General features: G+C 69.7%; 29 protein-coding genes, 1 tRNA gene and 1 other RNA gene. 15 read left to right on the top strand and 16 right to left on the bottom strand.

Annotation, left to right across the window (positions count from 1 at the left end):
* Positions 1–73: 73 nt before the first annotated feature.
* Entirely contained in the window at positions 74–550 is a 477-nt protein-coding gene (gene smpB / locus ACWICD_RS03920) for an SsrA-binding protein SmpB (RefSeq protein ID WP_376127857.1), read from the top strand.
* 21 nt (positions 551–571) lie between these two features.
* Here the strand turns inward: smpB and ACWICD_RS03915 are convergent, their stop codons facing one another.
* Both ACWICD_RS03915 and ACWICD_RS03910 read right to left on the bottom strand, forming a co-directional pair.
* Positions 572–1,243 carry an SIMPL domain-containing protein gene (locus ACWICD_RS03915; protein WP_454139327.1) on the bottom strand — a complete coding sequence of 224 codons (672 nt, stop codon included), beginning with the start codon at positions 1,241–1,243 and terminating at the stop codon, positions 572–574.
* Positions 1,244–1,268: 25 nt separating this feature from the next.
* On the bottom strand, positions 1,269–1,874 hold the full coding sequence (locus ACWICD_RS03910) for a hypothetical protein (protein WP_454139326.1): 606 nt from the start codon (positions 1,872–1,874) through the stop codon (positions 1,269–1,271).
* A 136-nt stretch (positions 1,875–2,010) separates the two neighbouring features.
* Here ACWICD_RS03910 and ssrA point away from each other — a divergent pair.
* Positions 2,011–2,380, top strand: a transfer-messenger RNA (tmRNA) gene (gene ssrA / locus ACWICD_RS03905).
* A 232-nt stretch (positions 2,381–2,612) separates the two neighbouring features.
* Complete coding sequence (locus ACWICD_RS03900) at positions 2,613–3,509, top strand: AlbA family DNA-binding domain-containing protein (protein WP_454139325.1); 897 nt, start codon at positions 2,613–2,615, stop codon at positions 3,507–3,509.
* Positions 3,510–3,609: 100 nt separating this feature from the next.
* On the opposite strand, the gene ACWICD_RS03895 is transcribed toward ACWICD_RS03900, so the two are convergent.
* Positions 3,610–5,115 (bottom strand): FAD-dependent oxidoreductase, encoded by a 1,506-nt coding sequence (locus ACWICD_RS03895; protein WP_454139324.1) that lies wholly within the window; start codon positions 5,113–5,115, stop codon positions 3,610–3,612.
* A gap of 69 nt (positions 5,116–5,184) precedes the next feature.
* Between ACWICD_RS03895 and ACWICD_RS03890 the strand changes: the two genes are divergently transcribed.
* Positions 5,185–5,739 carry a helix-turn-helix domain-containing protein gene (locus tag ACWICD_RS03890; protein ID WP_454139323.1) on the top strand — a complete coding sequence of 185 codons (555 nt, stop codon included), beginning with the start codon at positions 5,185–5,187 and terminating at the stop codon, positions 5,737–5,739.
* Between the two features lie 2 nt (positions 5,740–5,741).
* Here the strand turns inward: ACWICD_RS03890 and ACWICD_RS03885 are convergent, their stop codons facing one another.
* Positions 5,742–6,260, bottom strand: a complete 519-nt coding sequence (locus ACWICD_RS03885) for a hypothetical protein (RefSeq protein WP_454139322.1) — start codon at positions 6,258–6,260, stop codon at positions 5,742–5,744.
* Positions 6,261–6,305: 45 nt separating this feature from the next.
* Positions 6,306–6,470 (bottom strand): hypothetical protein, encoded by a 165-nt coding sequence (locus ACWICD_RS03880; protein WP_454139321.1) that lies wholly within the window; start codon positions 6,468–6,470, stop codon positions 6,306–6,308.
* 127 nt (positions 6,471–6,597) lie between these two features.
* On the opposite strand from ACWICD_RS03880, the gene ACWICD_RS03875 reads away from it, so the two are divergent.
* Positions 6,598–8,721 (top strand): catalase, encoded by a 2,124-nt coding sequence (locus ACWICD_RS03875; protein WP_454139320.1) that lies wholly within the window; start codon positions 6,598–6,600, stop codon positions 8,719–8,721.
* A 31-nt stretch (positions 8,722–8,752) separates the two neighbouring features.
* Here the strand turns inward: ACWICD_RS03875 and ACWICD_RS03870 are convergent, their stop codons facing one another.
* Genes ACWICD_RS03870 through ACWICD_RS03860 form a run of 3 tightly spaced genes read right to left on the bottom strand, consistent with a single transcriptional unit; the run spans position 8,753 to position 11,672 of the window.
* A complete protein-coding gene (locus ACWICD_RS03870; protein ID WP_454139319.1) occupies positions 8,753–9,559 on the bottom strand; it encodes an ABC transporter ATP-binding protein in 807 nt (268 codons plus the stop codon).
* The gene (locus ACWICD_RS03865; RefSeq protein ID WP_454139318.1) at positions 9,556–10,635 is read right to left on the bottom strand and encodes a FecCD family ABC transporter permease; all 1,080 of its coding nucleotides are present in this window, start codon (positions 10,633–10,635) and stop codon (positions 9,556–9,558) included. The genes ACWICD_RS03870 and ACWICD_RS03865 overlap by 4 nt, the downstream gene beginning before the upstream one ends.
* The gene (locus ACWICD_RS03860) at positions 10,632–11,672 is read right to left on the bottom strand and encodes an iron chelate uptake ABC transporter family permease subunit (RefSeq protein WP_454139317.1); all 1,041 of its coding nucleotides are present in this window, start codon (positions 11,670–11,672) and stop codon (positions 10,632–10,634) included. Before ACWICD_RS03860 ends, ACWICD_RS03865 begins: the two co-directional genes overlap by 4 nt.
* Before the next feature lie 105 nt (positions 11,673–11,777).
* On the opposite strand from ACWICD_RS03860, the gene ACWICD_RS03855 reads away from it, so the two are divergent.
* Both ACWICD_RS03855 and ACWICD_RS03850 read left to right on the top strand, forming a co-directional pair.
* Complete coding sequence (locus ACWICD_RS03855; protein ID WP_454139316.1) at positions 11,778–12,803, top strand: ABC transporter substrate-binding protein; 1,026 nt, start codon at positions 11,778–11,780, stop codon at positions 12,801–12,803.
* Position 12,804: 1 nt separating this feature from the next.
* A complete protein-coding gene (locus tag ACWICD_RS03850; protein ID WP_454139315.1) occupies positions 12,805–14,586 on the top strand; it encodes a siderophore-interacting protein in 1,782 nt (593 codons plus the stop codon).
* 13 nt (positions 14,587–14,599) lie between these two features.
* On the opposite strand, the gene ACWICD_RS03845 is transcribed toward ACWICD_RS03850, so the two are convergent.
* Positions 14,600–15,526, bottom strand: coding sequence for a DMT family transporter (locus ACWICD_RS03845; protein ID WP_454139314.1), 927 nt, complete (start codon positions 15,524–15,526; stop codon positions 14,600–14,602).
* Here ACWICD_RS03845 and ACWICD_RS03840 point away from each other — a divergent pair.
* Positions 15,525–16,928, top strand: coding sequence for an aminotransferase-like domain-containing protein (locus tag ACWICD_RS03840; protein ID WP_454139313.1), 1,404 nt, complete (start codon positions 15,525–15,527; stop codon positions 16,926–16,928). The genes ACWICD_RS03845 and ACWICD_RS03840 overlap by 2 nt on opposite strands.
* On the opposite strand, the gene ACWICD_RS03835 is transcribed toward ACWICD_RS03840, so the two are convergent.
* Positions 16,925–17,077 (bottom strand): hypothetical protein, encoded by a 153-nt coding sequence (locus tag ACWICD_RS03835; RefSeq protein WP_376127887.1) that lies wholly within the window; start codon positions 17,075–17,077, stop codon positions 16,925–16,927. The genes ACWICD_RS03840 and ACWICD_RS03835 overlap by 4 nt on opposite strands.
* A gap of 93 nt (positions 17,078–17,170) precedes the next feature.
* Between ACWICD_RS03835 and ACWICD_RS03830 the strand changes: the two genes are divergently transcribed.
* Positions 17,171–17,473 carry a DUF427 domain-containing protein gene (locus ACWICD_RS03830; RefSeq protein WP_454139312.1) on the top strand — a complete coding sequence of 101 codons (303 nt, stop codon included), beginning with the start codon at positions 17,171–17,173 and terminating at the stop codon, positions 17,471–17,473.
* A 4-nt stretch (positions 17,474–17,477) separates the two neighbouring features.
* Here ACWICD_RS03830 and ACWICD_RS03825 read toward each other — a convergent pair whose 3' ends face one another.
* Together ACWICD_RS03825 and ACWICD_RS03820 are read right to left on the bottom strand one after the other, a co-directional pair.
* Entirely contained in the window at positions 17,478–17,663 is a 186-nt protein-coding gene (locus ACWICD_RS03825) for a hypothetical protein (RefSeq protein ID WP_454139311.1), read from the bottom strand.
* Positions 17,664–17,692: 29 nt separating this feature from the next.
* Complete coding sequence (locus ACWICD_RS03820; protein ID WP_376127893.1) at positions 17,693–17,851, bottom strand: hypothetical protein; 159 nt, start codon at positions 17,849–17,851, stop codon at positions 17,693–17,695.
* A gap of 96 nt (positions 17,852–17,947) precedes the next feature.
* On the opposite strand from ACWICD_RS03820, the gene ACWICD_RS03815 reads away from it, so the two are divergent.
* Positions 17,948–19,396 (top strand): phytoene desaturase family protein, encoded by a 1,449-nt coding sequence (locus tag ACWICD_RS03815; RefSeq protein WP_454139310.1) that lies wholly within the window; start codon positions 17,948–17,950, stop codon positions 19,394–19,396.
* Here ACWICD_RS03815 and ACWICD_RS03810 read toward each other — a convergent pair whose 3' ends face one another.
* From ACWICD_RS03810 to ACWICD_RS03800, 3 genes are all read right to left on the bottom strand, one after another.
* Entirely contained in the window at positions 19,397–19,639 is a 243-nt protein-coding gene (locus tag ACWICD_RS03810) for a hypothetical protein (protein WP_454139309.1), read from the bottom strand. It lies immediately after the preceding gene.
* An 82-nt stretch (positions 19,640–19,721) separates the two neighbouring features.
* A complete protein-coding gene (locus tag ACWICD_RS03805; protein ID WP_454139308.1) occupies positions 19,722–20,300 on the bottom strand; it encodes a hypothetical protein in 579 nt (192 codons plus the stop codon).
* A gap of 16 nt (positions 20,301–20,316) precedes the next feature.
* Positions 20,317–21,144, bottom strand: coding sequence for an inositol monophosphatase family protein (locus ACWICD_RS03800; RefSeq protein WP_454139307.1), 828 nt, complete (start codon positions 21,142–21,144; stop codon positions 20,317–20,319).
* A gap of 96 nt (positions 21,145–21,240) precedes the next feature.
* Between ACWICD_RS03800 and ACWICD_RS03795 the strand changes: the two genes are divergently transcribed.
* Positions 21,241–21,313, top strand: a tRNA-Lys gene (locus tag ACWICD_RS03795).
* Positions 21,314–21,372: 59 nt separating this feature from the next.
* On the opposite strand, the gene ACWICD_RS03790 is transcribed toward ACWICD_RS03795, so the two are convergent.
* Positions 21,373–22,383: a PIG-L family deacetylase gene (locus ACWICD_RS03790; RefSeq protein WP_454139306.1), complete on the bottom strand. Its 1,011-nt coding sequence runs from the start codon at positions 22,381–22,383 to the stop codon at positions 21,373–21,375.
* Positions 22,384–22,602: 219 nt separating this feature from the next.
* Between ACWICD_RS03790 and ACWICD_RS03785 the strand changes: the two genes are divergently transcribed.
* The 4 genes from ACWICD_RS03785 to ACWICD_RS03770 are packed head-to-tail and all read left to right on the top strand — an operon-like array spanning position 22,603 to position 26,201.
* Positions 22,603–23,802 carry a substrate-binding domain-containing protein gene (locus ACWICD_RS03785; RefSeq protein ID WP_454139305.1) on the top strand — a complete coding sequence of 400 codons (1,200 nt, stop codon included), beginning with the start codon at positions 22,603–22,605 and terminating at the stop codon, positions 23,800–23,802.
* Between the two features lie 19 nt (positions 23,803–23,821).
* Entirely contained in the window at positions 23,822–24,586 is a 765-nt protein-coding gene (locus ACWICD_RS03780; protein WP_454139304.1) for an ABC transporter ATP-binding protein, read from the top strand.
* Complete coding sequence (locus ACWICD_RS03775) at positions 24,583–25,329, top strand: ABC transporter ATP-binding protein (protein WP_454139303.1); 747 nt, start codon at positions 24,583–24,585, stop codon at positions 25,327–25,329. The genes ACWICD_RS03780 and ACWICD_RS03775 overlap by 4 nt, the downstream gene beginning before the upstream one ends.
* Positions 25,326–26,201 (top strand): branched-chain amino acid ABC transporter permease, encoded by an 876-nt coding sequence (locus ACWICD_RS03770; protein ID WP_376127911.1) that lies wholly within the window; start codon positions 25,326–25,328, stop codon positions 26,199–26,201. The genes ACWICD_RS03775 and ACWICD_RS03770 overlap by 4 nt, the downstream gene beginning before the upstream one ends.
* Positions 26,202–26,215 lie beyond the last annotated feature (14 nt).

Genomic DNA, 26,215 nt, shown 5'->3' with positions numbered 1-26,215 from the left:
CGCTCCGTTGATAGACTGACGGGCTGTCGTGCGCCGAACCGGTGGATGCGGCATCCGATATCGAGGAGCACTCATGCCCAGGGAACGCGGGGAGCAGGTCGTGGCGACCAATCGCCGCGCGCGCCACGACTATGCGATCGAGAAGACGTACGAGGCGGGGCTCGTGCTCACGGGCACCGAGGTGAAGTCCCTGCGCCAGGGGCGTGCGAACCTCACCGACGGCTACGCCTACATCGATGGAGGAGAGGCGTTCCTCGATGCGGTGCACATCCCCGAGTACTCGCAGGGGCACTGGACGAATCACGCCGCCAAGCGCACGCGCAAGCTGCTGCTGCACAAAGACGAGATCGTGAAGCTCTCGCACGCCGTGTCGGCGGGCGGCTATACGCTCGTGCCGCTCAAGCTGTACTTCTCGGACGGACGAGCGAAGGTCGAGATCGCGGTCGCGAAGGGCAAGCGCGAGTACGAGAAGCGGCAGACGATCCGCGAGCGCGAAGACAAGCGCGAAGCCGAGCGCGCCATGCGCTCCCGCAACCGCCTCGGCGACTGAGCCGCGGTCACCCGTCGCGGGTCACTGCGCCGTGAACCGCGCCTCGACCGCGGCAGAGACCACGATGTCATCGGGCTCGAACTCGAAGGCCGGAGCCGCGGCATCCGCACTGAACGACGCCTTCGCCATGCGCAGCATCTCGGGAGCCGCCCCGCCTCCGTCGCCGCCGCGCGTGAGCAGGCCTACATCGGCGAGCTCGACGGGGGTCACCGTCGTCAGCCCGACGGCCGAGGCGTAGGCCGTCGCGCGATCGACCGCGACGCGCACGGCCTGCGCCGCGACAGCGGCCTCGGCGTGCCGTTCGGAGTTCGGCGTCAAGCGCCAGGCGACCCCGTCGATCTGCACCCCTTCGCGCTCGGCCACCTCGGTGAGCCACCACGACAGCGCCGCGAAGTCGGTGAAGGTGGCCGTCACCTCGACCGATGCGTAATGCACGAGCGAGAGCTGCTTGCCCTCGTTGTTCCACGGGCGGTTCGCCCAGAGAGAGACGCGCTGGCTCGACCAGTCGGCCAGTCCGCCCGCGAGCTTTCGCGCGGCGAGGTCGTCGCGCAGCGGTGCGGTGAGCGCGGAGATCCGCTCGACGACGTCGCCGCGCTCGGGCCCCTCGGTCCGCACCGTGAGGGTCGCGACGGCCTCTTCGGGCGCGACGCGCGTCTCGTGCTCTCCGCGGACGGTGATGATCACTTCGCTCATGCTGAGACTCTACGCGTGGCTGCGTTCAGTCGCCCTCCGGCGCCCACCCCTCGGGCACGCGCACGAGCATCAGCTCCGCGCGCGTGCCGGCCCCCGCGATCCACCCGTCCGCGAGAAGGTACGTGATGCCGTAGCCGTTCTCGTCGGTCACCATCGCGAGGCTCGGGTCGATCGTCAGATAGACCCCGTCGGGCGTCTCGTCGGACAGGAATTCGCCGCTGTCGGTCAGCGAGCTGGTGACGGCGGCCGCCTGCGCGGCATCCATCGGCGCCCATCCGAACCACGAGAAGTTGTCGGTGGCGACCGAGTGGTCCAGCATCCACTGGCACGCCAGGCCGTCCTCGAAAGGCTCGCTGCCGACGGTCCACGGTCCGTTCGGACGTTCTTGTCCCGTCCAGCCGAACGCGGCGAAGTCGGCGACGGCCTCTGGCGTGATGATCGTGTCGCACGTGAGTGCGAGCGGCTCGGGAGTGGGTGTCGGGGTGGGGGTGGGCGTAGGAGTGGCCGTCGCAGTGGGAGAAGGAGTGGTGGATGCCGCGGGCGCAGTGCCTGCGGAGCATCCGGCCAGAGCGAAGGCGAGGCACAGGGCGACGGTCACTGCAGAAGTTCGGCCACGACGTTGCTGGCTCATGGCGCAAGAGTAGCGGTCAGAGCGCGCCGCGGGAATGGCGGGGGAGAGTGATCTGTTGTAGCCTGGGATGCTCGGGTTCACCCGGGGAATGACAACTCCACAGAGTGACAGCGGTTCCCTTCGAGAGAAGGTTCACGGGGATGATCGGTTTCGACATTGCTTGCGAATCCACGAGAAGCGGGCCGAGGATGCAGGGTTATCTCGTGAACGCTCCCTGCAAACCTATAGTTGCCGATTCAAAGCGCAACGACTTCGCCCTCGCTGCATAAGCGAGCCCGATAGTCCGTCAGGCCGTGGCTGATTCCGACACGGTTCCTGGCGTCATCTAGGAATCTTGCTGCGTGACGGCGTCTGGACGTCACGCGGGACTCTTCCCAGGCTGGGCTTGTCGACTTAGTTGTCTGTGACAAAGGTCGGGGCCGAGTAGAACGTCTGCACAGACTGCGCCCGGAGAATGCGCGGAGACTCAGCGATGGACGGGGGTTCGATTCCCCCCATCTCCACAAGCCGCTGTCACGGAAGAGGGTCAGAAGCCCGCGGAATCACGCGGATTTCTGGCCCTTTTCGTTTGCTTGCGCCCGGCGCCGTTTCGCGACCCACAGTGTGCCCGCACTTTCGGGGCTCACCCTCAGCACCTGCAGAAGATCGGGATCGTGCTGATGCCTCTGCGTGCGGCACCCGCACGTCGAAGGAGAACGGTCAGCGTCCGATTGGCCCTAGGTTGAATGGGAACTTCTGTTGCTGCGCGAGGAGATGAAGCTGACTGTGGACGGAGACATCCTCTCCCGGGTGCCGCTGTGGGTGGTCGGTGTAGCGATCCTGGTCGCCCTCCTCCTTGCCTGGGGGTTCTCGGGTGCCGCGCGTTTGCTCCTGCGTCGTCGTGCGCGGCTGCGCTGGTCGACGGCCATCGTGTTGTCGATCATCGGGATCGTTGCGGGGCTCCTGCTCGCCGATCTGGTCGCGCCGGATCCGCACCTCAGCAGCCCGCTCGCGTTGATCCTGCCGCTGGGCGTGTCGATCCTGTTCATCGCGGGCTATGGGGCGGCCGCCGCGCATTTGCAGAAGCCGGTGCGTGCCACTGTGGCCGAGTTGCTCACGGCAGGGGAGTCGGGCACCATCGAGTTCAAGTCCACCGCCCGCGTCAATCTCCGCACCGGTCAGAAGGACGAGCGGATGGAGCACGTGGTCGCCAAGACGGCTGCGGCGTTCCTCAACGCGGATGGTGGTGTGCTGCTCATCGGTGTCGACGATCACGGAACGCCCCTCGGGCTCGACTCCGACCTGGCGACGCTGAAGACCCCGGATGTCGATCGGTTCGAGTTGTGGCTGCGTGATCTGATCACGACGACGCTCGGGACCGCTGCCGCCGCCCTCGTGGAGGTCGACTTCGCGGAGGTCGACGGCGAGCCTGCCCGCACCGTCTGCCGGGTGCAGATGACTGCGTCACCGTCGCCGGTGTACCTGCGACCCGGCAGGAATGTGCCGCCTGAACTATGGGTTCGCGTCGGGAACTCCACCCGGCAGCTGACTGTGGATGATGCTGCGGCATACATCATGCAGCGCTGGCCGCTCGGACTCGGCGCAAGCGCCGCCGCTCAGGTGCGCGCCGCGGTCCGCTTCTCCGGCAACAGGTGAGGGCACCACGGGGGAGGTTCGAGCTCTAGACGGCACCCGAACGGCTCCCGCCCCAGTGCGTCGAGAGGCGCGCTGAGAACGCCGGCACCCCCGCCGCGGCTCACACCCGCCGGCGCACCAGCACGACGGTGTCGTCGAGCGTCGAGGCTGAGCCGTCGGGGGCGGTCACCTCGCGAGTCCGGATTTCAGCGAGTTCAGTGATCCACGCAGCCGCGTCGAGCGCGAGCGCGGCGAGTTCGTCAGCGGGCGAGAGGAACACGTGGTCGTGACCGGGCCCTGCCCACGGCGGAGGACCGCCGTGCGAGACGATCAGCAAGCGCCCACCCGGCGCGATGAGATCCGTCGCCCGCCGCAGCGCGCCAGTGCGGTCCAGCTCGACCGATGAGTGGAAGAACGACGCGGTGACGAGGTCGTACGAGCCCTCGGCCACCGACTCGCTCAGATCCGCGACCTCGAAGCGCGCCGTCACCCCGGCCTCGTCGGCCGCGGCCCGAGCCCGCGCCACCGCGGTCGACGAGATGTCGAGGCCCGTGGCATCCCACCCCTGCTCGGCGAGCCAGATCACGTCGGCGCCCTCGCCGCAGCCGAGATCGAGCGCGCGGCCGGGGTCGAGTCCGGAGGCGACGTCGACCAGCGTGCGGTTCGGTCGCCCCGACCACATCGGGGTGGCGTAGCGCTCCTCCCAATGTTCGGCCGGCGACTCCACCGCACTCGCGAAATCCTCGTCGACGAGCGCGCCGTTGACAGCGGCGCCCGCCATGGCTCCCGCACCCATCGACTGCGGCACGTTCGCCATCGGGCTCACGACGTTGCCGGCAGCCCAGATGCGCGGGGAGCTCGTCCGGCCCGTGGCATCCACCGCGAGGAACGCGCCGAACGGGGTTTCGGTGCGTTCGAGGTCGAGACCCGCGAGGAATCCGTCGTGCGGTGAAGCGCCGCCCATCGTGAAGATCGCGTCGACGGGCACCGTATGGCCGTCGCGCAGCCGGACGCCCGTGACGTCGGCGCCGTCGCCGAGCACCTCGACGACCGGCTCGGTCACGATCTCGACGCCCCGCGCACGCAATCGCCGTTCGACATCGGGCTCGACGCCGCCGAAGACGACGATGTCGTCGCTCCACTGCCGCACGAGCTGCGCCTGGTGCGCCTGAAGCGGCGAGACGATCAGCACGCCCAACCGGCGATCGCGGACCTCCCACCCGTGGCAGTACGGGCAGTGCAGCACGCCGGTACCCCAGCGCTCGGCGAGTCCCGGGATGTCCGGCAGATCATCGGTGATCCCCGTCGCGACGACGAGGGTTCGCGCGGACTCCCTGCTGCCGTCGTCGAGTGCGACCGTGACACCCGTCGGGTGCTCTTCAACGCGAAGAACGGATGCTGCGCGCACGACGACTCCATAGGGATCGAGCTCGACACGGCCCCGGTCCAGGAGCTCGGCCGGCGGCGTGCCGTCCTGTCCCAGCACGCCGTGCACACGCGCCGCGAAGCGGTTGCGCGGCGATCCCGCATCGATGACGAGCGTCCGTCGGCGCGACCGGCCGAGCATCTGCGCGGCGCTGAGACCGGCCGCGCCGGCTCCGATCACGAGGGCATCCCACTGTTCCATGCCTCATAGCGTGCATGGCAGACTGCTGATTGGCAATCGCGTTTGCCGAAATGGCAAAGAGGAGGATCCGTGACGGATGAACTCGCACACGTGGGACGGCGCCTGCGCGACGTCCGACAGGCCAAGGGGCTCACGCTCGAAGAGGTCGCGACGCGGTCTGGCGTGTCGGTGAGCACGCTGTCGCGGCTCGAGTCCGGCAAGCGTCAGGCGAGCCTCGCACTGCTTCTGCCCGTGACGCGCCAGCTCGGGATCCGGATCGACGACCTCGTGCGCGACGAGTCCGCCGATCCGCGCGTGCGGCGGCCGGTGATCCGGCGCAACGGGCTCGTGATCGCACCGCTGGCGCTCGAGGACTCGCCCGTCAGCACCTTCAAGATCACCTACCCGCCCGTGACCGAGCTACCGGATCTTCAGGTGCACGACGGGTTCGAGTGGCTCTATGTCCTGAGCGGCCGGCTCCGCTTGCGGCTGGGCGCGCAGGATCTCGTGCTCGCGCGCGGCGAGGCCGCCGAGTTCGACACCCGCACGCCGCATGCCTTGAGCGCCGCGGGCTCGCGCCCCGCCGAGGTGCTGAGCATCTTCAACGCCGACGGCGAGCGCATGCACACGCACGGCGCCGTCTGACATCAGCGGGTCTCGATGCCGATCGCCTGAGCCCATCCGGCCAGATCGACGTCGTCCTGCCAGACCTCGTTGGTGTCCGGGGGAGTGTGCTGCGCGAACTGCGCGGATGTCACCGTGCCGCGCAGCCACGAATCGACGCAGTTGCTGAGGAAGAGTGCGGTCCGGCCGATCTTCTCGAGGTCACCGGTCTCGATGCCCCGGTTCATGACGATCGCGAGATAGCGCGGCACGGCGAGATCCTTCTTCTCGAGGTGCGCCGTGAACGCGTTCAGGGTGGACGAGAAGCGCACCGAGGCCTCGCGCGCGCCATCGTGGTCGTTCCGGGCCGCGGTGCGTTCGAGGTCGGTGAGCGCTCGCACGAGCGCGACGATCTCGACGCGGGTGTGCGCACGCTCGCTCGCCGTGCGCTCGCGACGCGCGAGCCAGACCGCGATGCCCGTGCTCACCAGGATCGCCACGACCGGCACGACGACGGCGCCGATGACATCGAGCGGCTCGACCGCCGGCATCCTCACGATCATGTGCCGAATCTAGGGCGCAGCCATGGTGACGTCTACGGCAGCGGTCTACCGCTCGCCGCGCGCCCGGCCCCAGCGGGCGAGGAAGTCGACGCCGATCGCGAGCAGCACCCCCGCGAAGAGCCACACGAGGGGGCGCTGCGGAGTCAGCAGCAGGATGCACGATGCGATGCCGAGAACAGGCACCCAGGTCCACACGCGGAAGTGACGCATAGGGGAGCACTTCCGGTGAGTCAACCCGCTGGAGCGAGCCGCGCCGTCGTGCCTAACCTCGGGGGACCTGTCCGACCCCGGCAGTCTCCCGGCTCCGGGCCGATACGACCCAGGGACCATGACGAACATGAGCAACGACGCCCACCCGCCCATTCCCGGAGCCCCCGCATCCGAGTCGCCTTCGCTGCCCGAGCCCGAGACGCCCCGCGGTCCGCTTCCCCCGAAAGCCGATCAGTCCGGGCCCGAAACCCGGTCGCCTACGGGTGCTGCCACCGGAGCACCGGTCGAGACGAACGCGCAGCAGGGCCAATGGCTCACGACGGCGCAGGGCACCCGACTGCGCGACACCGATCACTCGCTGCGCGCCGGACCGCGCGGGCCCGTGCTCATGCAGGACCACCACCTGCGCGAGAAGATCATGCACTTCGACCACGAGCGCATCCCCGAGCGGGTCGTGCACGCCCGCGGCGCCGCCGCGCACGGCACGTTCACGGCCAACGGTGCCGCCGAGTCGGTCACCCGCGCCGCGTTCCTGCGTGCGGGTGAGAAGACGCGCGTCTTCGTGCGATTCTCGACCGTCGTTGGATCACGCGGGTCGATGGACACCGCCCGCGACACCCGCGGGTTCGCGACGAAGTTCTACACGTCCGAGGGTGTCTACGACCTCGTCGCGAACAACATGCCCGTCTTCTTCATCCAGGACGGCATCAAGTTCCCCGACATCGTGCACTCGGTCAAACCGCATCCCGATCGCGAGATCCCGCAGGCGACGGCGGCGCACGACACGTTCTGGGACTTCGTCTCGCTGCACACCGAGGCGCAGGCCCACGTCATGTGGAACATGTCCGATCGCGGCATCCCTCGGTCGTATCGGATGATGGAGGGCTTCGGCGTCCACACCTTCCGGATGGTGAACGAGGCGGGCGACACCGTCCTGGTCAAACTGCACTGGCGGCCCAAGCTCGGCACGCACGCGCTCGTCTGGGAAGAGGCGCAGATGGCCGGCGGCAAAGACCCGGACTTCCATCGACGGGACCTCGCCGACGCGATCGAGGCGGGCGCCCACCCGCAGTGGGACCTCGCGATCCAGGTGCTGCCGGACACCCCGGATGAGACCTTCGCCGGCATCGACCTGCTCGATCCGACCAAGTTCGTGCCGGAAGAACTCGCTCCGCTGCAGATCATCGGAACCATGACGCTCGACGCGAATCCGACGAACTACTTCGCCGAGACCGAGCAGGTCGCCTTCCACCCGGGCCACCTCGTGCCCGGCATCGACGTGACGAACGACCCGCTGCTGCAGGGCAGGCTGTTCTCGTATCTCGACACGCAGCTCTCGCGGCTCGGCGGGCCGAACTTCGCCCAGCTGCCGATCAACCGCCCGCACGCCGACGTCAACGACATGCTTCGCGACGGGATGCACCAGACCGCGGTCCACGGCGGTGTCGCGCCGTACCACCCCAACTCCCTCGACGGCGGATGCCCCTTCCACGCCGGCACGGCCGACGGCGCGTTCATCGACGTGCCGACCGTCGTGCCCGAGGCCGCGATCACGCGGGACAAGCCCGCGAGCTTCGACGACCACTTCTCACAGGCGCGGCTCTTCTACCTCTCCCTGACGCCGATCGAGCAGGAGCACGTCGCGGGCGCCTACGCGTTCGAGCTCGGCAAATGCTACGAACGGGCGATCAAGGAACGCCAGCTCGCCGCGCTCGCGAACATCGACGCCGATCTGTGCCAGACCGTCGCGGATGCCCTCGGTCTGCCCGCGCCCGCCGCATCCGCCGTCCTCGGCGACTTCGAGCCGAGCCCCGCGGTCAGCATGATCGGCCGCACGTGGCCCGTCGATGGACGCACCATCGGAATCCTCGCCGGCCCCGATGCCGACCTCGCCGAGGTGCAGGCCGTTCGCGAGGCCCTGCACGCGAAAGACGTCACGCCGCTCGTCATCGCCGAGCACGGCGGAACGCTCGGCGACATCCCGATCCAACGCAGTGCCGACACGGTGGCCAGCATCGAGCTCGACGGCATCATCGCGCTCGCGCCCTCGACCGTCCCCGAGATCGTGCGCGCGTTCGAAGAGGCCTTCCGACACGGCAAGGCGATCGGCGCGACCGACGCGGGGGCGTCCGTGCTCACCGAGGCGCGGATCGACGGCGGTGCGGCGGGTGTTCTCACGGGGTCCGCCTCGACGATCGTGGACGGCATGCTCGACCTGCTCACGAGGCACCGTGTCTGGGATCGGCTTTGAGGCGCTCCGGTCGCAGAACCTGCGGGGCCGCTCAGCGCACGGCGCGGCGGGGGAGCACGACCGGCGCGCCCGTGTCGGGGTCGGGGAACACCCGGGCCTCGACACCGAAGACCTCGCGCACGAGTGCCTCGTCGAGGATGTCGCGCGGGCGACCCTGCGCGAGGATGCGTCCGTCGCGCATCGCGACGAGGTGCGTCGCGTAACGGGCGGCGTGATTGATCTCGTGCAGCACCGCGACGACCGTCCGGCCCTGCGCGCGCAGTGTCGACACGAGCTCGAGCACATCGAGCTGATGCCCGATGTCGAGGAACGTCGTGGGTTCGTCGAGCAGCACGACCGGCGTCTCCTGGGCGAGCACCATCGCGATCCACACGCGCTGGCGCTGACCGCCCGACAGTTCGTCGACGTGCCGCGACGCGAGATCTGTCACGTCGGTGGCAGCCATCGCGGCATCCACGACCCGCTCGTCCTGCGTCGACCACGATGACAGCAGCGACTGGTGCGGATACCGCCCCCGGCCGACCAGATCGGCGACCGTGATTCCCTCGGGGGCGATCGACGTCTGCGGCAGCAGTCCGACGCGACGCGCGACCTCTTTCGTCGGCAGCCGTCGGATGTCGTCGCCGTCGAGCAGCACGTGCCCGCTCGTGGGCGCGATCAGACGCGCGAGCGAGCGCAGCAGCGTCGACTTGCCGCACGCGTTGGGTCCCACGATGACCGTGAGCTCGCCGTCCAGCACGTCGAGATCGAGGTTCGCGAGCACGCCGCGTTCGCCGTACCCCGCGCTCAGGCTTCGCGCGGACAGGCGTCCCGTCGTGATCCTGTCGACTCCGGTCATGCCGGTCTCCCTTGCAGGTTGCGTCGGCTCTCGCGCGCGAGCAGCCACACCAGGTAGCCGCCGCCGAGGCAGACCGTGACAGCGCCCGTCGGCAGTGCTGTACCGGGGATCGCATGCTGCGCGACGACGTCGGCGGCCAGCAGCAGCACGGCTCCGACGAGCGCGGATCCGAGCAGGTCGACGGATGCGCCGTGGCCGGTCAGGCGCCGCGCGATCTGCGGCGCCGCGAGCGCGACGAACGCGATCGGTCCCGCGGCCGCCGTGACGAGGGCGATCGCTGCGACGCCCAGCACGATGAGGAGCGCCTTCGTGCGCTCCACCGGCACCCCCAGCATCGCGGCGGCGTCGTCGCCGAGTTCGAGACGTCGCATCCGTCGCTGAGCCATCGGACCGAACGCGGCGATGACGGCGAGCACGATGGCCCCGAGCATCACCGATCTCGCATCGACGAGTCCCAGGCTTCCCGCGCCCCACACGGCCGCGCGCAGTGCGAGATCGACGTCGACCTTGACCGAGAACCACGTGTTGACCGACGCGAGCAGCGCCGATACCGCGATGCCGACCACGATGAACCGGAACCCCTGCACGCCGCGCCGGAACGCGAGCACGTAGACCGCGAACGCCGTGAGCAGCCCGCCCGCGAGCGCACCGGACGCCATCGCGGCGTACCCGCCGCCACCGAGGAACAGCACGACCACGACGCCCGTATAGGAGCCCGTCGTGAAGCCGATGATGTCGGGGCTTCCGAGCGGATTGCGCGTCAGCGATTGGAAGATCGCACCGCTCAGACCCAGCGCCGCACCGAACACGACGGCGCCGACGACCCGCGGCATCCGCCAGTCGAGCACGACCGTCGAGACGCGGTCATCGGCCGTGCCGGCGAAGGCCGCGACGATGTCGCCGATCGAGAGGGGAAAGCTGCCGAGGGTCAGCGCCCACGCCGCGAGCGCGATCGTGACGACGAGGATGGCGACGCCCACGATGACCGCCCGGCGCGTCGTGCGGAATCCGACCGGGCCCGCGCGCACGACGAGGAATCCGGATGCTGCGGCCCGGACGCCGCTGCCCGCGCTCACAGTGCTCTCGCGCGGGAACGCCGCACGAGTGCGATGAGCACGGGTGCGCCGACGAACGCGGTCACGACGCCGACCTGCAGCTCGGCGGGGAAGACGACGAGCCGGCCGATGATGTCGGAGACCAGGACGAGGGCCGGGGCGAGCACGACCGAGAACGCGAGGATCCATCGCCAGTCGGGCCCCGTCACCCAGCGCACGGCGTGCGGGATCATCAGTCCGACGAACGAGATCGGCCCCGCGGCCGCCGTCGCGGCACCGCACAGCAGCGTGACCGCGACGACGACGAGCAGGCGCGTGAGCCCGATCTTCACACCGACCGAGCGGGCGAGCTCGTCCCCGAGAGCGAGCGCGTTGAGCGGACGGGCCGCGATCGCCGCGACGATGAGCCCGCCGACGATGAACGGCACGATCGTCGCGATCGTGCCCTCGGGCCGGTCGGCGATCGTCCCCGCGCCCCAGAAGCGCATCCGATCGAACGTCTCGGGGTCGATGAGGGTGAGCGTCTGCGTCACGCCCATGAGCACGGCGCCGAAGGCGATGCCGACGAGCGTCAGGCGCACGGGCGTCGGTGCTCCGCGGCCGCCGCTCGCGATGAGGTAGACCAGCGCCGTGGCGGCGATCGCGCCGATGAAGGCGAACGGCAGATACTGGTCGATGCGGGTCACGCCGAACAGCGCGACACCGAGCACGATCGCGAATCCGGCTCCCGCGTTGACGCCGAGGATGCCGGGATCGGCCAGCGGGTTCCGCGTGAGTGCCTGGATGAGTCCGCCCGCGACGCCGAGCGCGGCTCCGACGAGCACACCGAGGATCGTGCGCTGCACGCGCGCCTCGGTCACCGTGACCTGCGCCGGCGACCCGTCCGGTGCGAAGAAGGCGTCCCAGACGACGTCGAGCGGCAGCATCGCCGACCCGACAGCCAGGCTGACCGTCGCGACGACGATGAGCAGCAGAACCGCGCCCGCGAGAGCGATGAGCCGTCTCGCTGTGCGCGGCGACGCGGAACGCGTCGGGGGCGGCACGGTCGTCAGGCTCATGTGGTTTCCGGGGGAGGGGCACGGTGGGTCGGTACGGCCGCGCGTGTCCGATTTTCAGAATCGACAGAGCTAAGCATAGCCTTGCCTTACTCGCCGCCTCGAGGGGTGGCATCCATCGAACATCCCACACTGCGAGGCCCCATGCACACCGCTCGTCCGCTCGCCGCAATCGCCCTCGTCGCCGTCCTGGGCCTGACGGGCTGCGCCGCATCATCCGACGCGCCCGAGACCGAGACACCGGATGCCGCGGGCACGACGCACACCGTGACGACGGACTACGGCGACGTCGAGGTTCCCGACGACCCGCAGCGCATCGTCGTGCTCAACTACGCGCTGGCGGGATACCTCTACAACCTCGACGTGCCCGTGACCGCGACGATCCCCGAGGATGCGAACCAGTCCGAGGGGACCTACTCGGAGTTCTGGGCCGACGACGCCGAGGACGACGGCACGGAGTTCCTGCCGTGGAGCGTCGACGGATTCGACCTCGAGGCGATCCTCGCGACCGACCCCGACCTCATCATCGGCGGCGGCATCGGCTTCCCCCTCGCGCAGGCCGAAGAGGTCTACGACGAGCTGAGCGACATCGCGCCGACCGTCCTCGTCGGGCGCGATCTCGGCGACTGGCGCGCGCAGTTCGAGTTCCTCGCCGGCGTCTTCGAGCGCGACGCCGAATATCAGCAGGCGTTGGCGACCTATAGCGCGCGCGCCTCGGAGGTCGCCGCGGCGATCACGCCGCCCGAGGCGCCATCGGCCTTCCTCGCCATGACGTCGGACGGCACGGCGTACGCGCTCGTCGAGTCGCTCGGCCTGCCGACCGAGTTCGCCGAGGTCGGCATCGAGCCCGCGCCGATCTTCGCCGACGGCGGCTTCGAGGTGTACGGCGGGGGCGGCGACATGTTCGAGCTCTCCACGGAGCAGGTCGGCCAGACCATCACCCAGCCGACCGTCTTCGTCATGGGCTTCAACGGCGACTTCGCCGACCTCGACGCGCTGCGGGCGAACCCCGTGTACGCCGCGCTCCCGGCCTTCCAGAGCGACAGCGTGCATGTGCTTCCGTACTGGGTGCTGCGCGGCGACTACGACGAGGCGCTGGCGCTCCTGGACATCATCGAGGAGCGGTTCTCCTGACATGGCCCAGCGCGCATTCTCGACGCATCCGCTCGTCGTCCGCCGCGTACAGGTGCGTCGCGTCACCGACGTGACCCCGCGGATGCGCCGCGTCACGATCGGCGGTGAGCAGCTCGCCGCGTTCGACCGCGGTGCATGGCGGCACCCCGCGTTCGCCGCCCCCGGCTTCGACGACCATGTGAAGCTGATCTTCGCGTCGGACGGCGATGTGACCGCCGCCCTTCCGGAGCAGGTCGAGCACGGCATCGAGTGGGGGCCGAGTCAGACGCGGGAGGGCCGCGACTACACGCCGCGCGCCGTGCGTGTCGACGACGACGGCGAGGTCGAGGTCGACCTCGACTTCGTGCTGCACGGCGACGGACCCGCGGCATCGTGGGCGATGCGCGCCGCGGTGGGGGATGACCTGTGGTTCGTCGGGCCGAAGTCGTCGACGATCCTTCCCGATGACGTCTCCCGCATCGTGCTCGTGGGCGACGAGACCGCTCTGCCGGCGATCGGCCGGTTCCTCGACGAGCGCCCCATCGAGGTGCCCGCGACGATCGCCGTGATGATCGGAGACCCCTCGGCACGGCAGCAGCTCGCTGTGCGTGCGGAGGACACCCTGGAGTGGATCGAGGCGGATGCCACCGACGCCGGCGCGTTGGACGACATCGTGCGGCGGGCGTGCGGCGACGACGGCACCGGGCTGTATGCGTGGCTCGCGGGCGAGAGCCGCGCGCTGCTGCCCGCCCGCCGCTTCCTCTCGCGCGAGCTGGGCCTTCCCAAGGCCCACATCAACGTGACCGGCTACTGGCATGCCGAGCCCCAGACGGTCGCGGACGGCGGCGCGGCGAGCGACGCGGAGCTGCCGCCGGTGGTGTCTCCGCTCGTGTGGCTGACGGTCCGTGCCGCGCTGCAGACGGGAATCGTCGACGCCGTGGCGGATGCACCGGGCCTGTCAGCCACCGACGTGGCGGCACGCTGCGCACTGGCGCGTCGCGACCTCGACCTGCTCTTGGGCACCCTGGTCACCCACGGAGTGCTGCGTGGGGACCCCGCCGAACTGCACCTGGGGGCCCTCGGTGAAGAGCTCATCGCCGACGAGCACGAACGCGAAGAGTACGACGGTCTCGAAGCCGACCGGCTGCTCGCACTGGCGTCGTTCGCGCCCGCCGTGCGGACCGGAACCTCTCCGTGGGCCGAGTATCACGGGACGACCCTCGATGGCTGGGCCCGCTCCGACCCCGCGCGGTACGACGAACTCGTGCACGAGGCCGGCGCACTCGCCTACCTGCTCGACGGGCTGATGGCCGACCCCGTATGGGATGCCGCCACGTCGGTCCGGCTGACGGGACCGGGCGCCGTGCTCGTGGCCGATGCGCTCACCGCCTCGGAGCGGAACCCTCGCGTCGACATCTGGGAATCCGCCACCGCCCTCGCCGCCCTGAGGTCCGAAGCCGACGATCTCACGGAGATCAGCTGGATCGAGCGTGACTCCGGGGCCGGCGCATCCGTCGATCTCGCCGTCGCGGCGCGCGCGCTCGCGCACCGGACCGACGCCGAGGCATCCGTTCTGCTCGCCGAACTGGCGGGCGTCACGCGCGTCGCCGTCGTCATCGAGGATTCCCGTCCCGACGGGTTGAATCCGCACGCCGACGAGGAAGCGCTGCACGTCTTCGCCGCCACCGGTTCGCCGCCCCGCGACGCCGACGCGATCGGCGCCCTCGCGGCTGCCGCCGGTTGGCACGTCTCGCGCGTCGTCCCGCTGGGCTGGGGCGTCGAGGCGACCGTGCTCGAGCGCTGATCGACGGCGCCGATCACCCCGTGCGGTTGCGCGATCGCACCGCGATCAGTGCGCACGAGATGATGGCGGCGGCGCCGAGGAGTGTCGTCCACGTGACCCGCTCGCCCAGCAGCAGGGCCGCCCACACGATGCTCAGGACGGCCTGCACGAGCTGCACCTGACTGACCTGCGCGATAGGGCCGATGGCGAGGCCGCGATACCACGCGAAGAAACCCAGGAACATGCTCACGACGCCGAGATAGGCGAAGCAGGCCCATTCGATGACGGTCGCGGTGGGCGGCTGCTCGACGACCGCGACCCCGGTCAGCACCGCCATCACCGGTGACGCGACGACGAGCGCCCACGAGATCGTCTGCCACGACCCCAGCGTCCTCGACAGCACTCCGCCTTCGGCGTACGCCACGGCACAGAGGATCACCGCGATGAACAGCAGCACATCTGTGCCGTGGATGGTTCCGAATCCGCCGCCCTGGATCGTCGCGAACCAGGCGGCGGCCACGGCACCCAGGGCTGCCGCGATCCAGAACGACCGCGACGGACGTTCGCGTGTGCGCAGCACGGCGACGACGGCTGTCGTCGCCGGAAGGAGCGCGATGACGACGGCACCGTGGCTCGCAGGGGCCGTGGTGAGCGCGAACGACGTCAGCAGCGGAAAGCCCGCGACGGCTCCTGCTGCCACGATCGCCACGCTCAGCCACTCCCGGCCGCGCGGCGCGCGTTGACGTGTGAGAAGCAAGGCGGCTGCCGCGAGAGCAGCGGCGATCACGGCGCGTCCGCTGCCCACGAAGAGCGGCGACATCCTCTCGCCTTCGACGGCGAGGCGGGTGAGCGGCACGGTGAACGAGAACGCGACGACTCCGAGGAGCCCCCACGCCAGGCCACTCCGGGCGCGGAGTACCGGCTGCGGGGGATATGCGATAGCGCTACTCTTGTGCGTCATGGAAGAGAGTAGCAGTGAGCGCGTCGCGGCGGATCTGCGCGCGTGGATTTCGGCTGCCGCGCCCGGATCCCGGCTGCCCTCGACCCGTGACCTGACCGTGCGCCATTCGGTGAGCCCCGTCACGGTGCAGAAGGCGCTGCGGACCCTCTCACGGCACGGACTCATCGAGACGCGCCCCGGCGTCGGCGCGTTCGTCCGTACGGTCCGTCGTGCGCGCGCCCACGACTACGGCTGGCAGACCGCGGCGCTCGGGCCGCCCCCCGCGACGCTGTCGACGGTCTCGACAGCGTTGCGGCCGACCGTGCCGGAGGTGATCTCGCTGCATTCCGGTTATCCCGACCGCGAGCTCCTGCCCGAGCAGCTCGTCCGATCCGCGCTCGCCCGGGCCGCGCGCAGCGATGCGGCAGTGGAGCGGCCGCCGTCGGCGGGGATGTTCGAACTGCGGTCCTGGTTCGCCGCGGAGCTCGCTCGCCAGACGTCCGCGGAGCTCGCCGCGCCCACGGCGCGTGACGTGATCATCCTGCCCGGGAGTCAACTCGGTCTCGGGTCGCTGTTCCGCAGCATCGTCGGTCCCGGCGGCGCTCTGCTGGTCGAATCGCCGACGTACTGGGGCGCGATCCTCGCGGCGAGCCAGGTCGGGGTGACCCTCGTTCCTGTCCCGACCGGTGCCGACGGCCCCGACCTCGACGCGCTCGAGAGGGCGTTCGTCGAGACCGGTGCACGCGGGTTCTACGCGCAGCCCACCTTCGCCAATCCGACCGGTGTGCAATGGCGACGATCGCACGCGGATGCCGTGCTCGACATCGTTCGGTCCCACGGCGCGTTCCTCATCGAGGACGACTGGGCGCACGATTTCAGCATCACATTGGATGCCGCATCGCTGGCGGCACGCGACGACCACGGGCACGTCGTCTATGTCCGGTCCCTCACCAAGAGCGTGTCGCCCGCCATCCGCGTCGCAGCGGTGATCGCGCGCGGCCCCGTCCGGGAGCGGCTCCTGGCGGAGTTGCAGGCCCAGACGATGTACGTCAGCGGCGTCCTGCAGGCCGCCGCGCTGGATGTCGTCACTCAGCCGGCCTGGCGCACACACCTGCGGGGGCTCCGACAACAGCTCGCAGCGCGCAGAGACCTGCTCGTCGACGCGGTCGGCGCACACATCCCCGGCGCGACCATCGAGGTGATTCCAGGAGGCGGGCTGAATCTCTGGGTCCGCCTTGACGACGGAACCGATCTCGCCCGCCTGGCGAAGGAGAGCGAAGCGCGCGGCGTGCTCATCGCAGCCGGCGACGAATGGTTCCCCGCCGAGCCGACCGGGAGTTACATCCGGCTCAACTTCGCGGGCCCGAATCCAGGCGCTTTCGACTCCGCAGCTCGTCTCATCGGCGAGGCCCTCGCCGCCTAGATCTCGACGGAGTCGACGGATTGGCCCTCTTCGTCGAGGATCGCCGGCGCGTCCTCGGGTTCGAGTCGAGCGTCGGTGTCGTCGGGCTCGGCGGCATCCGTCGTGTCGGGTTCGGGCCCCGGCTCACGGGGGATCGATCTGTCGTCCATGTCTCGAGCCCAACCGATACGCGTGCGGAGAGCAAGGGGTTGACGTCGGACGGCGCGGGCGACAAGTGTCGAAGCAGACGAAGGGAGCGACGCATGCGCGCAACGCTGGACGGAACCGTGATCGCCGAGGCCGAGCAGGACGACCTCGTGCGGATCGAGGGCAACTGGTATTTCCCACCGGCGAGCATCAGCGACGGCGCGCTCGTCGAGAGTTCCACGCCGTACACGTGCCCGTGGAAGGGCGCGGCGCAGTACTACCACGTGGTGGTCGACGGCGAGCAGCACGACGATCTCGCCTGGGCGTATCCGGATCTGTTCCCGAGCGCCGTGGAGCGGGTCGGGCGGGACTTCGCGGGCTATGTGGCCTTCGCGCCGCAGGTCACGGTGGAGGACTGAGCGTTCAGGAGCGGGCCGCGTCGGCGTCCGTTCCGGCGTCGTCGTCCGCGTCGGAGGTGTTCGCGCGGACAGCGTCGTCGTCGACCTCGGTCGGCGGCATGTCGGCGAGGTCCGCGCGGTCTCGGTTCGGGTCGCCCGAATCCGCGTGCGCCGAGTCGGGCCCTTCAGGGGGGAAGGCGTCGTTGGACATGGTGTCTCCTCCGGGTCGGGTCTCGGGCATCAGGTCTGGCGTCTGATGAACCGCATGAGCCAGGCGATGACGGCGATCACGAGGATCACGATGCCCACCCAGAGCAAGAACTTCACGGCTTCCACGAAGATGCCGAAGAACAGCAGCACGAGTCCGATGATCAGCAGGATGATGGCGAGTCCGGTCATGCGTTCCATGCTGTCCGAGCCCGTCTCGCGGCGTCCACGGGTTGACACGGTCCGACCTCTCATGCTCACGGCCGCGCGTGTGGGACGGTGGTGAACATGGACTCCCTGGACGCAGTGATCGTCGGTGCCGGCCCCAACGGACTGGCCGCCGCCGTCACGCTCGCTCGCGCGGGTCTCGCCGTGCGCGTCTACGAACGCGCCGACCAGGCCGGAGGCGGAGCGGCCACGCGCGAGCTGACGCTGCCCGGGTACCGGCACGACGTCTGCTCGGCGATCCATCCGATGGCGTTCGAATCCCGATTCTTCCGCGAGTTCGGGCTTCGCGACCGCGTGGAGTTCGTGACGCCCGACGTGTCTTTCGCCCAGCCGCTCGACGGTGGGCGCGCGGGCATCGCGTACCGCGACCTCGCGCGCACGCGCGACGAACTCGGGACCGACGGACCCGCGTACGAACGGCTCCTGCGCCCCCTCGTGCGGCACGCCGATCGCGTCGCGGAGTTCACGGGATCGACGCTCATGCGCGTGCCGCGGCACCCGCTGACCGCAGTCGCGTTCGGCCTGCGCTCGCTCGAGCAGGGGAGCGGCGCGTGGAACGTCCGGTTCCGCGAAGACGTCGCCCCGGCGCTGCTGACCGGCGTCGCGGCGCACACGATCCTGCCGCAGCCGAGCATCGCGAGCGCGGGAGCGGGCCTCGCACTCACGACCTACGCCCACGCGCGGGGCTGGCCGATCCCGGTCGGAGGCACCCAGGCGATCAGCGACGCGATGGTGGACGACCTGCGCGCGCACGGGGGCGAACTCGTGCTCGAGCACGAGGTGACCTCGCTGACCGACCTGCCGCGCGCACGGGTGACGCTGCTCGACGTCACTCCGCGGGCGCTGCTGCGTCTGGCCGGCGACGCGATCCCCGCCGGTTATCGCCGGGCGCTCAGCCGGTTCCGCTACGGCGGCGGGGTGGCGAAGGTCGACTTCGCGCTGAGTGAGCCGGTGCCCTGGGCCCATGACGGAGTCCGGCGGGCGAGCACGGTGCACGTCGGCGGCACGCGTACAGAGATGGCGAACGCTGAGAACGAGGTCAACCGAGGACGGCTGCCCGATCGGCCGTACGTCCTCGCCGCACAGCCCTCACTCTTCGACGAGACGCGCGCACCGCGCGGGCGCCACACGCTGTGGACCTACACGCACGTCCCGGCCGGCAGCGACATCGACCGCGAAGAGGCGGTCATTCGCCAGATCGAGCGGTTCGCGCCGGGCTTTCGCGACACGATCCTCGCGTCGCACTCGCGGTCGGCGCTCGATGTCGAACGGCACAATCCGAACTACGTCGGCGGAGACATCGCCTCGGGTGCTCCGACCTTCGACCAGCTGTTGCGACGGCCCGTCCTCAGCCCTGACCCCTGGCGGACGCCGTTGCCGGGCGTCTACCTCGCCGGCGCGTCGACGAGCCCGGGTCCCGGAGTGCACGGCCTGGCGGGGTGGTGGGCCGCGCTCAGCGCGCTGCGGCACGACTTCGGCACGCGGGCCCGCCCCGATCTGTCGCCGTGATCAGGGGTGGGTGAGCGCGGGCTCCTCCGGGAAATCGCGATCTCCGCGCGGACCGGCACCGCTCGCGATACGGTCGGCGGTCGCGCTGTCGACCTGATCGGGGTCGACGTCGGGGTCGATCGTCGGTTCACCGTCGATCTCGCGGATCGGATCGTCGGGCTTCAGTCCGCCGTCGTCGCGGGAGGCGCTGTCGCGCTCCGGGTCGTTGGGCGGGATGATGGCGGCGGGCGGAGTGTTGCTCATGATCTGACCTCTCGTCGGTCTCACCGAGGCTACGAGAGGTGGGCGGCGGATTCGACGGGGTTGACGAGCGTGCCGGAGCGGCCTAGCCGCGCGGCCATTCGATCAACAGGAGGCCCTGCTTGGTGTCCGCCAGTTCGACCGCGCCGTCGACGAAGAGGTACGTCATGCCGTATCCCTCGTCATCGACCTGGATCGTCGTCTCGGCGGGCTCGGTGATGTACACGCCCCCGGGGGCGTCTTCCCGGCGCCACCCCTGCGCGAGCAGGGAATCCTGCGCCTCCTGCGCGACGGATTCCTCGATGGGCGCCCAGCCGAAGAGCTGCAGGTGGTCGCCCGCCGGTGCCTCGAAGTCGGCCCACACGCACAGAAGCCCGTCGGGGACCTCGAGGTCGCCGATGTAGAAGCGGTCGGCCTGCGCGCTCCAGCCGAGGCTCTCGAAATCAGCGACGATGCTCTCGGGGACGATCGTCTCGCACGTCGGTTCCGCGTCCACGGGAGCGTCGGTCGGCGTCGCCGACGGTGCCGGCGTGGAAGCACTCGGTGTCGGCGCCGTCGTCTCGGCGCCGCCGGGGCCGGGGTCCGCCGACGCGGCACACCCCGTCAGCGCAAATGCCGCGGCTGCGAGGGTGAGAGCGGCGACGAGAGGGCGGGGTGAGGTCATCGGTGGCTCCACGAGGTCAGGGGGAGTGCAGCAGGTCGAGGAACGGCTGGTGGAGCGTGCCGTTCGTCGCGAGGGACGACCGCTCCGTGAGAGAGGCGGCCCCCGAGTAGGCGGTGAAGGATCCGCCCGCTTCGAGCACGATCGGCACGTGCGCGGCGATGTCGTACTCCTGCACGCCGAACTCCGCCACGAGTTCGAGACGACCCTCGGCGAGGAGCATGTACGGCCACGCATCACCGTAACCCCGGTCGCGCCACACCGCCGACGTCAGTCGGCCGAGGGCGTCGAGTTCACCGGCATCCCGCCACTGCTCGATGCTCTGAAAGCTCACGCTCGCCCGCTCGATCGAGTCGACGTCCGACACCGAGATCCGTCGCGTGTCGCCGCTCGCCGTGCTGGTCCACGCACCGAGTGCGGATGCCGCCCACCACCGCCGCCCGATCGCGGGCTGGCTCACGACGCCGACACGGGGAATGCCGTCGATCGCGAGCGCGATGAGGGTCGACCACATCGGGATGCCCTTGAGGTAGTTGTGGGTTCCGTCGATCGGGTCGATGATCCACTGGCGTGATCCCGAACCGCTCGTGCCGAACTCTTCGCCGTGGATGCCGTCGTCGGGACGCTCGCGCGCGAGAACCGCTCGAATCGCCTCTTCGGTCGCGATGTCGGCCTCCGTGACGAAGCTCGCGTCAGGCTTGGCCTGCACGTCGAGATCGGGGGAGTCGAAGCGGGGCATGGATGCCGCGTCCGCAGCGTCGGCGAGCCTCAGCGAGAGCTCGAGATCTGCCCGCAGATCGCCGTCGAACGGCACGTCGAACGAGGACGCAGAGGAGAGGGCGGTCACGACATCAAGGATAACCGGCGCAACCCTCGCCGCGATTTCCGGGTGACGCAATCGTGATGCTAATGTGGACCCTCGGTTCGCCTCATCGCGAATCATGCACCTCTAGCTCAATCGGCAGAGCAACTGACTCTTAATCAGTGGGTTCTGGGTTCGAGTCCCAGGGGGTGCACGGATAAGCCCCGGTCACTCTCGCCAGTGACCGGGGCTTTTCTGCTTCGCGGGCGACGTTCAGTCCATGGGCACCTCGGCCGCGCTGCGCGAGTACTCGCGCTGGAGCAGCGGGCCGAAGAAGCGCATGCCGAGGCAGGAATCCAGGTCGATGCAGTTCGCGGTCACCGGATCCTTGGTGGCGTACGCCGAGAACCCGTCCACCTTGCGTTGGAGCGTCTCGCCGTCGAGGTTCACGTCGTAGTCCGCCGTCTGGTAGCCGATCGCCAGCGTCACGAGCTCCGCGTCGATGCCGGCGCTGCGCCACGCAGCGCGCGCGAACGACGCACCGGTGGCATGGTCGGAGTGGTCGCCGCGGGAGAGCTCGCCCGCCTCAACGGGCATCCCGGTGACGATCTCGTCGGGATCCGCGTCGGCGATGATCTCGGCCAGCGAATGCGTGATGTCGTCGATCGTCAAATGCTCGGGGCCGTCGACATCGCGCACGGTCGGAATGGTGCCCGCCGCGAGCTTGCCGAGGCTCTCGTAGCCCATCGCCTCGAACCCGCTGCCGTCGATGTTCCCGTCGACGAGCCGGAACGACAGCAGTACCAGTCTCGGGTCATCGGCGGGACGCCACTGTTCGACGGTGACGCCGGTCTCGAGCACGTCGGCCTCTTCGCCCCACGCGCCGCTGTAGCCGCGCAGCCTGTCGTACGCGTCGCGGATGCCCTGCTCCCGCCCGCGGGAGTACTCGACGCCGCGGCCCGCGTCTCCCGCGGACAGATAGGCGATCGTGACGCACTTGTCGGCTTCGAGCGCGTCCATGACGCGGCCGTGGCCGAAGATGAGGTCGTCGTCGTAGTGCGCCCAGATGGCGAGCATGCTTCCCGCATCGCACAGTCCGTGGGTCGGCTCGGGCTGCGGCGTCGCCGTCGGCGAGACGGTCGGCACGGGTGGATGCGTGTGGACGGCGGGCGTCGCGACGGCCTGCGGCCGGTCCTCTGACGGGGTGGGCGCACAGGCCGTCAGTCCCAGCATGCCGACGATGCCGAGAGCGGCCGCGGCGCGGCGAAGAGCGGTCGAGGTCATGGGGCTCCCTGGGTGCGATCCGCGCGGCCTGCGCGCGTCACAGCGTAGACCCGCCGCGGGCAGGTGCCCGTGGGTCCGTTGTCGCGAAACGGTAACGACTGCGCGGGTGCCGCCCGGGCGGACTTGACGACGGCGTGGGATGTGCCTACATTTCAGATACCTGAATCAGCTTTCAGGTCGCCCTCACGGGCATCCCTTCCAACGGTGAAAGGCAAGCACATGCGGGTTACGAAGAAGTTGCTCCTGGGATCCGTGGTCGCCACGGCCGCCCTCGTCCTGGCGGCCTGCGCGCCGTCGGCCGACGCCGGAGGGGACGGCTCGACCCCCGAGGGTCCGAGCGAGGTCACGGTGGGGATCGTCACGAGCGAGACGGGTCCGCTGGCGGGCTATGGCAAGCAGTACCTGGACGCCTTCAAGGCCGGCCTCGACTACGCCACGGACGGCACGGGCGAGGTCGACAGCACGACGATCGTCGTCGAGTACAAGGACGACGCGGGCGACCCCGACAAGGCCGTCACCGCCGTCAAGGACTTCATCGGGCAGGGCGTCACGATCATCGCCGGAACGGCGGCATCGGGTGTCGCTCTCGCCGTTGCCGAACAGGCGGCGCAGAACAAGGTGCTCTACATCGCCGGTCCCGCCGCAGCGGACGCCGTCACGGGCATCAACGAGTACACGTTCCGCTCGGGTCGCCAGAGCGCGCAGGACGTCGCGACCGCCGGTGCCTTCCTCGATGACATCGAGGGCAAGACGATCACCGTCTTCGCCCAGAACAACGCGTTCGGCACGGGCAACGAGGCGGCCGTTCAGGCGATCCTCGGCGCCCAGGGCGCGACGGTGAACTCGGTGCTGGTGCCCGAAGACGCGACGGAGTTCACGCCGTTCGCGCAGCAGGTGCTCGCAGCGCAGCCCGACCTCGTGTTCGTCGCGTGGGCGGGTGCGACCTCGGGCGCGATGTGGCAGGCGATGAGCCAGCAGGGTGTCATGGACCAGATCCCCGTCGTCACGGGGCTCGGCGACGCCGCGACGTTCGGCGCCTACGGCGAGGCATCCGAGAAGATCAGCTTCCTCAATCACTACTTCGCCGGTGCTCCCGACAACGACGTGAACACCGCGATGGTCGAGGCGATCGAAGCAGAGGGCGGCACGGTAGACCTCTTCAGCCCCGACGGCTTCAACGCCGCCATCATGATCGTGCAGGCGATCAAGGAGGGCAAGGGCGACCCCGACGCGATGGTCGCGGCGCTCGAGGGCTTCGAGTTCGACGGACCGAAGGGCACGATGACCGTCCGCGCGGGCGACCACGCGCTCATCCAGGAGATGTACCAGGTCAAGCTCGTCGCCGACGGCGGAAGCTTCGTGCCCGAACTGGTCGGCACCGTCGCGGGCGAGGACGTCGCCCCCGCCGAAGCCGGTTGATCCGAGGCAGCGAACCATCATGAACACCCCTGTTCCGTCCGCGCTCAGGATCGAAGGCCTCGGCCTGCAGATCGGTGGCGCGACGATCCTGAAAGATGTCGCCCTCGACGTCGCCGCCGGCTCGCTCGTCGGCGTCATCGGGCCCAACGGTGCCGGCAAGACCACGCTGTTCAACGTGATCTCCGGGATCATGAAGCCCACGTCCGGGCGCGTCCTGATGGACGGCGCCGACATCACGTCGTCGTCGATCTCGGCCCGTGCGCGGGCGGGACTGGGGCGCACCTTCCAGACCTCGAGCCTGTTCCCGCGGCTCAGCGTGCTCGAGAACGTCCGCCTGGCCGCACAGGTCTCGCTCGGCGGCTCCGCATCGCTGTTGGGCTTCCCGAAGAAGACGGATGCCGCATCCGAACTCGCCCTCGACAAGCTCACCGCCGTGGGACTCGCGCACAAGCTCGACACGGCCGCGGGAGACATGTCGCACGGTGACAAGCGCAAGCTCGAGATCGCGGTGCTCCTGGCGACCGACGCCTCGATCGTGCTGCTGGACGAGCCCATGGCGGGCGTGGCCTCGGGCGACGTCGCCGGCCTCGTGCAGAACATCCGCGATCTGCACACCGAGAAGGGATGCACCGTGCTCATGGTCGAGCATCACATCGACGTGCTCATGGGCCTCGTCGACAAGGTGGCCGTCATGTACTTCGGCAGCATCATCGCCTACGACACGCCGCAGAACGTCATGAACGACCCGCTCGTGCAGAGCGCCTACCTGGGCACCGCGGCATGAGCGCCGAACCGATCCTGACGGTGGAGAACCTGCGCTGCACGATCGCGGGGCAGCAGGTCGTCGAAGACGTCTCATTCGAGGTGCCGGCCACGGGAATCACGGCCGTCCTCGGGCGCAACGGCGTCGGCAAGACCTCGACCCTCCGTGGCATCTTAGGGCTCCTCCATCGCCGCGGTCGCGTGACGCTGGCGGGGGAGCGGATCGACGGGCTGGCGACTCACCGCATCGTGCAGCGGGGCGTCGGGTACGTGCCCGAAGACCGCGAGGTGTTCGCGAGGCTCAGCGTCGCCGAAAACCTCGCTCTCGCCGAGCGCCAGCGCAATCCGCGGCGTGAGTTCGTCGCCGAGCTGTTCCCGGATCTCGTGGCGCGGCGCGACCAGCCCGCCGGCACGCTGTCGGGCGGTCAGCAGCAGATGGTCTCGGTCGCCCGCGCGCTGCTCAACGACAACCGCATCCTGCTCGTCGACGAGCCCACCAAGGGCCTCGCCCCGAAGATCGTCTCCGAAGTGACCGAGGCTCTGCGCGAAGCATCCAAGATCGTGCCGATCCTGCTCGTCGAGCAGAACCTCGAGGTCGTGCGCCGTCTCGCCGGGCCCGCGATCGTCATCGGCGGCGGCCGCGTCGTGCACACCGGTCAGGCCGCCGAGATCCTCGACGACGACGACCTGACCCGGCGCCTGCTCGGCGTGCACGCCGAGACCCACGCATCCGAAGTATCCACCGACCGGGGGGAGTCGAAATGAGCATGATCGTCTTGACCCTCATCACGGGTGTCGGTCTCGGTGCCCTCTACTTCCTCGTCGCGAGCGGACTGAGTCTCATCTACGGGCTCATGCACGTGCTGAACTTCGCGCACGGAGCATTCCTCACCCTGAGCGCCTTCATCGGCTGGTGGGTCGCGCAGTCGCTCGGCACGGACTCGTGGGGTTCGTTCCTGCTGTCGATCCTCGTCGGCGCGGGCGTCGGCGCCGTGTTCGCGACCGTGACCGAGCTCGTCCTCATCAGACCGCTGTACGAGCGGCACATCGAGCAGGTGCTCGTCACGGTCGGCCTCTCGTTCGCCGCCGTCGCCCTGTTCGAGGGCATCTGGGGAACGGATGCGATCCACGTCGCCGGGCCCGCATGGCTCAAGCAGACGACGGAGGTCCTCGGCGCCCGCATCCCCAACACCTACTGGGTGCTCATGATCGCGGCCGTGCTCGTGCTCGCCTCGCTCGTGCTCTTCCTCAAGAAGACCCGCTACGGCATGATCATCCGCGCCGGTGTCGAGAACCGCTCCATGGTGACCGCCCTCGGCATCGACGTGCGCCGCTCGTTCACGCTCGTCTTCGCGATCGGCGGAGCGGCCGCCGGTATCGGGGGCGTCCTCGCGATGCACTACTCGACCTTCGTCTCGGCCCACCTCGGCCAGACGCTGCTCATCTTCGCCTTCATCGTGACGGTCGTCGGCGGGCTCGGGTCGCTCACGGGAGCCGCGATCGCGTCGGTCATCGTCGCGGTGCTGCAGCAGTTCGCGAACTTCTACCTCAACGGAACCGGCGACTTCATCGTCGTCATCCTGCTCGCTCTGGTCCTGCTCGTGCGGCCCACCGGACTCCTCGGGAGGAAGGCATGATCCTTCGACGCAAG

The organism is Microbacterium sp. NPDC055357 (assembly GCF_053644835.1).
The sequence above is the reverse complement of the archived record's forward strand: the minus strand, read 5'-3'. Positions and strand labels throughout refer to the sequence as shown.

Excerpts from the sequence above, each read along its gene's own strand:
- ACWICD_RS03915 (WP_454139327.1), bottom strand. The coding sequence starts at position 1,243 with ATGAGCGAAGTGATCATCACCGTCCGCGGAGAGCACGAGACGCGCGTC.
- ACWICD_RS03805 (WP_454139308.1), bottom strand. The coding sequence starts at position 20,300 with ATGACCTCACCCCGCCCTCTCGTCGCCGCTCTCACCCTCGCAGCCGCG.
- ACWICD_RS03880 (WP_454139321.1), bottom strand. The coding sequence starts at position 6,470 with ATGCGTCACTTCCGCGTGTGGACCTGGGTGCCTGTTCTCGGCATCGCA.
- ACWICD_RS03790 (WP_454139306.1), bottom strand. The coding sequence starts at position 22,383 with ATGACCTCGACCGCTCTTCGCCGCGCCGCGGCCGCTCTCGGCATCGTC.
- ACWICD_RS03840 (WP_454139313.1), top strand. The coding sequence starts at position 15,525 with ATGGAAGAGAGTAGCAGTGAGCGCGTCGCGGCGGATCTGCGCGCGTGG.
- ACWICD_RS03860 (WP_454139317.1), bottom strand. The coding sequence starts at position 11,672 with ATGAGCCTGACGACCGTGCCGCCCCCGACGCGTTCCGCGTCGCCGCGC.
- ACWICD_RS03870 (WP_454139319.1), bottom strand. The coding sequence starts at position 9,559 with ATGACCGGAGTCGACAGGATCACGACGGGACGCCTGTCCGCGCGAAGC.
- ACWICD_RS03820 (WP_376127893.1), bottom strand. The coding sequence starts at position 17,851 with ATGACCGGACTCGCCATCATCCTGCTGATCATCGGACTCGTGCTGCTG.
- ACWICD_RS03885 (WP_454139322.1), bottom strand. The coding sequence starts at position 6,260 with ATGATCGTGAGGATGCCGGCGGTCGAGCCGCTCGATGTCATCGGCGCC.
- smpB (WP_376127857.1), top strand. The coding sequence starts at position 74 with ATGCCCAGGGAACGCGGGGAGCAGGTCGTGGCGACCAATCGCCGCGCG.
- ACWICD_RS03845 (WP_454139314.1), bottom strand. The coding sequence starts at position 15,526 with ATGACGCACAAGAGTAGCGCTATCGCATATCCCCCGCAGCCGGTACTC.
- ACWICD_RS03875 (WP_454139320.1), top strand. The coding sequence starts at position 6,598 with ATGAGCAACGACGCCCACCCGCCCATTCCCGGAGCCCCCGCATCCGAG.
- ACWICD_RS03895 (WP_454139324.1), bottom strand. The coding sequence starts at position 5,115 with ATGGAACAGTGGGATGCCCTCGTGATCGGAGCCGGCGCGGCCGGTCTC.
- ACWICD_RS03850 (WP_454139315.1), top strand. The coding sequence starts at position 12,805 with ATGGCCCAGCGCGCATTCTCGACGCATCCGCTCGTCGTCCGCCGCGTA.
- ACWICD_RS03815 (WP_454139310.1), top strand. The coding sequence starts at position 17,948 with ATGGACTCCCTGGACGCAGTGATCGTCGGTGCCGGCCCCAACGGACTG.
- ACWICD_RS03825 (WP_454139311.1), bottom strand. The coding sequence starts at position 17,663 with ATGTCCAACGACGCCTTCCCCCCTGAAGGGCCCGACTCGGCGCACGCG.
- ACWICD_RS03830 (WP_454139312.1), top strand. The coding sequence starts at position 17,171 with ATGCGCGCAACGCTGGACGGAACCGTGATCGCCGAGGCCGAGCAGGAC.
- ACWICD_RS03910 (WP_454139326.1), bottom strand. The coding sequence starts at position 1,874 with ATGAGCCAGCAACGTCGTGGCCGAACTTCTGCAGTGACCGTCGCCCTG.
- ACWICD_RS03835 (WP_376127887.1), bottom strand. The coding sequence starts at position 17,077 with ATGGACGACAGATCGATCCCCCGTGAGCCGGGGCCCGAACCCGACACG.
- ACWICD_RS03785 (WP_454139305.1), top strand. The coding sequence starts at position 22,603 with ATGCGGGTTACGAAGAAGTTGCTCCTGGGATCCGTGGTCGCCACGGCC.
- ACWICD_RS03775 (WP_454139303.1), top strand. The coding sequence starts at position 24,583 with ATGAGCGCCGAACCGATCCTGACGGTGGAGAACCTGCGCTGCACGATC.
- ACWICD_RS03810 (WP_454139309.1), bottom strand. The coding sequence starts at position 19,639 with ATGAGCAACACTCCGCCCGCCGCCATCATCCCGCCCAACGACCCGGAG.
- ACWICD_RS03770 (WP_376127911.1), top strand. The coding sequence starts at position 25,326 with ATGAGCATGATCGTCTTGACCCTCATCACGGGTGTCGGTCTCGGTGCC.
- ACWICD_RS03780 (WP_454139304.1), top strand. The coding sequence starts at position 23,822 with ATGAACACCCCTGTTCCGTCCGCGCTCAGGATCGAAGGCCTCGGCCTG.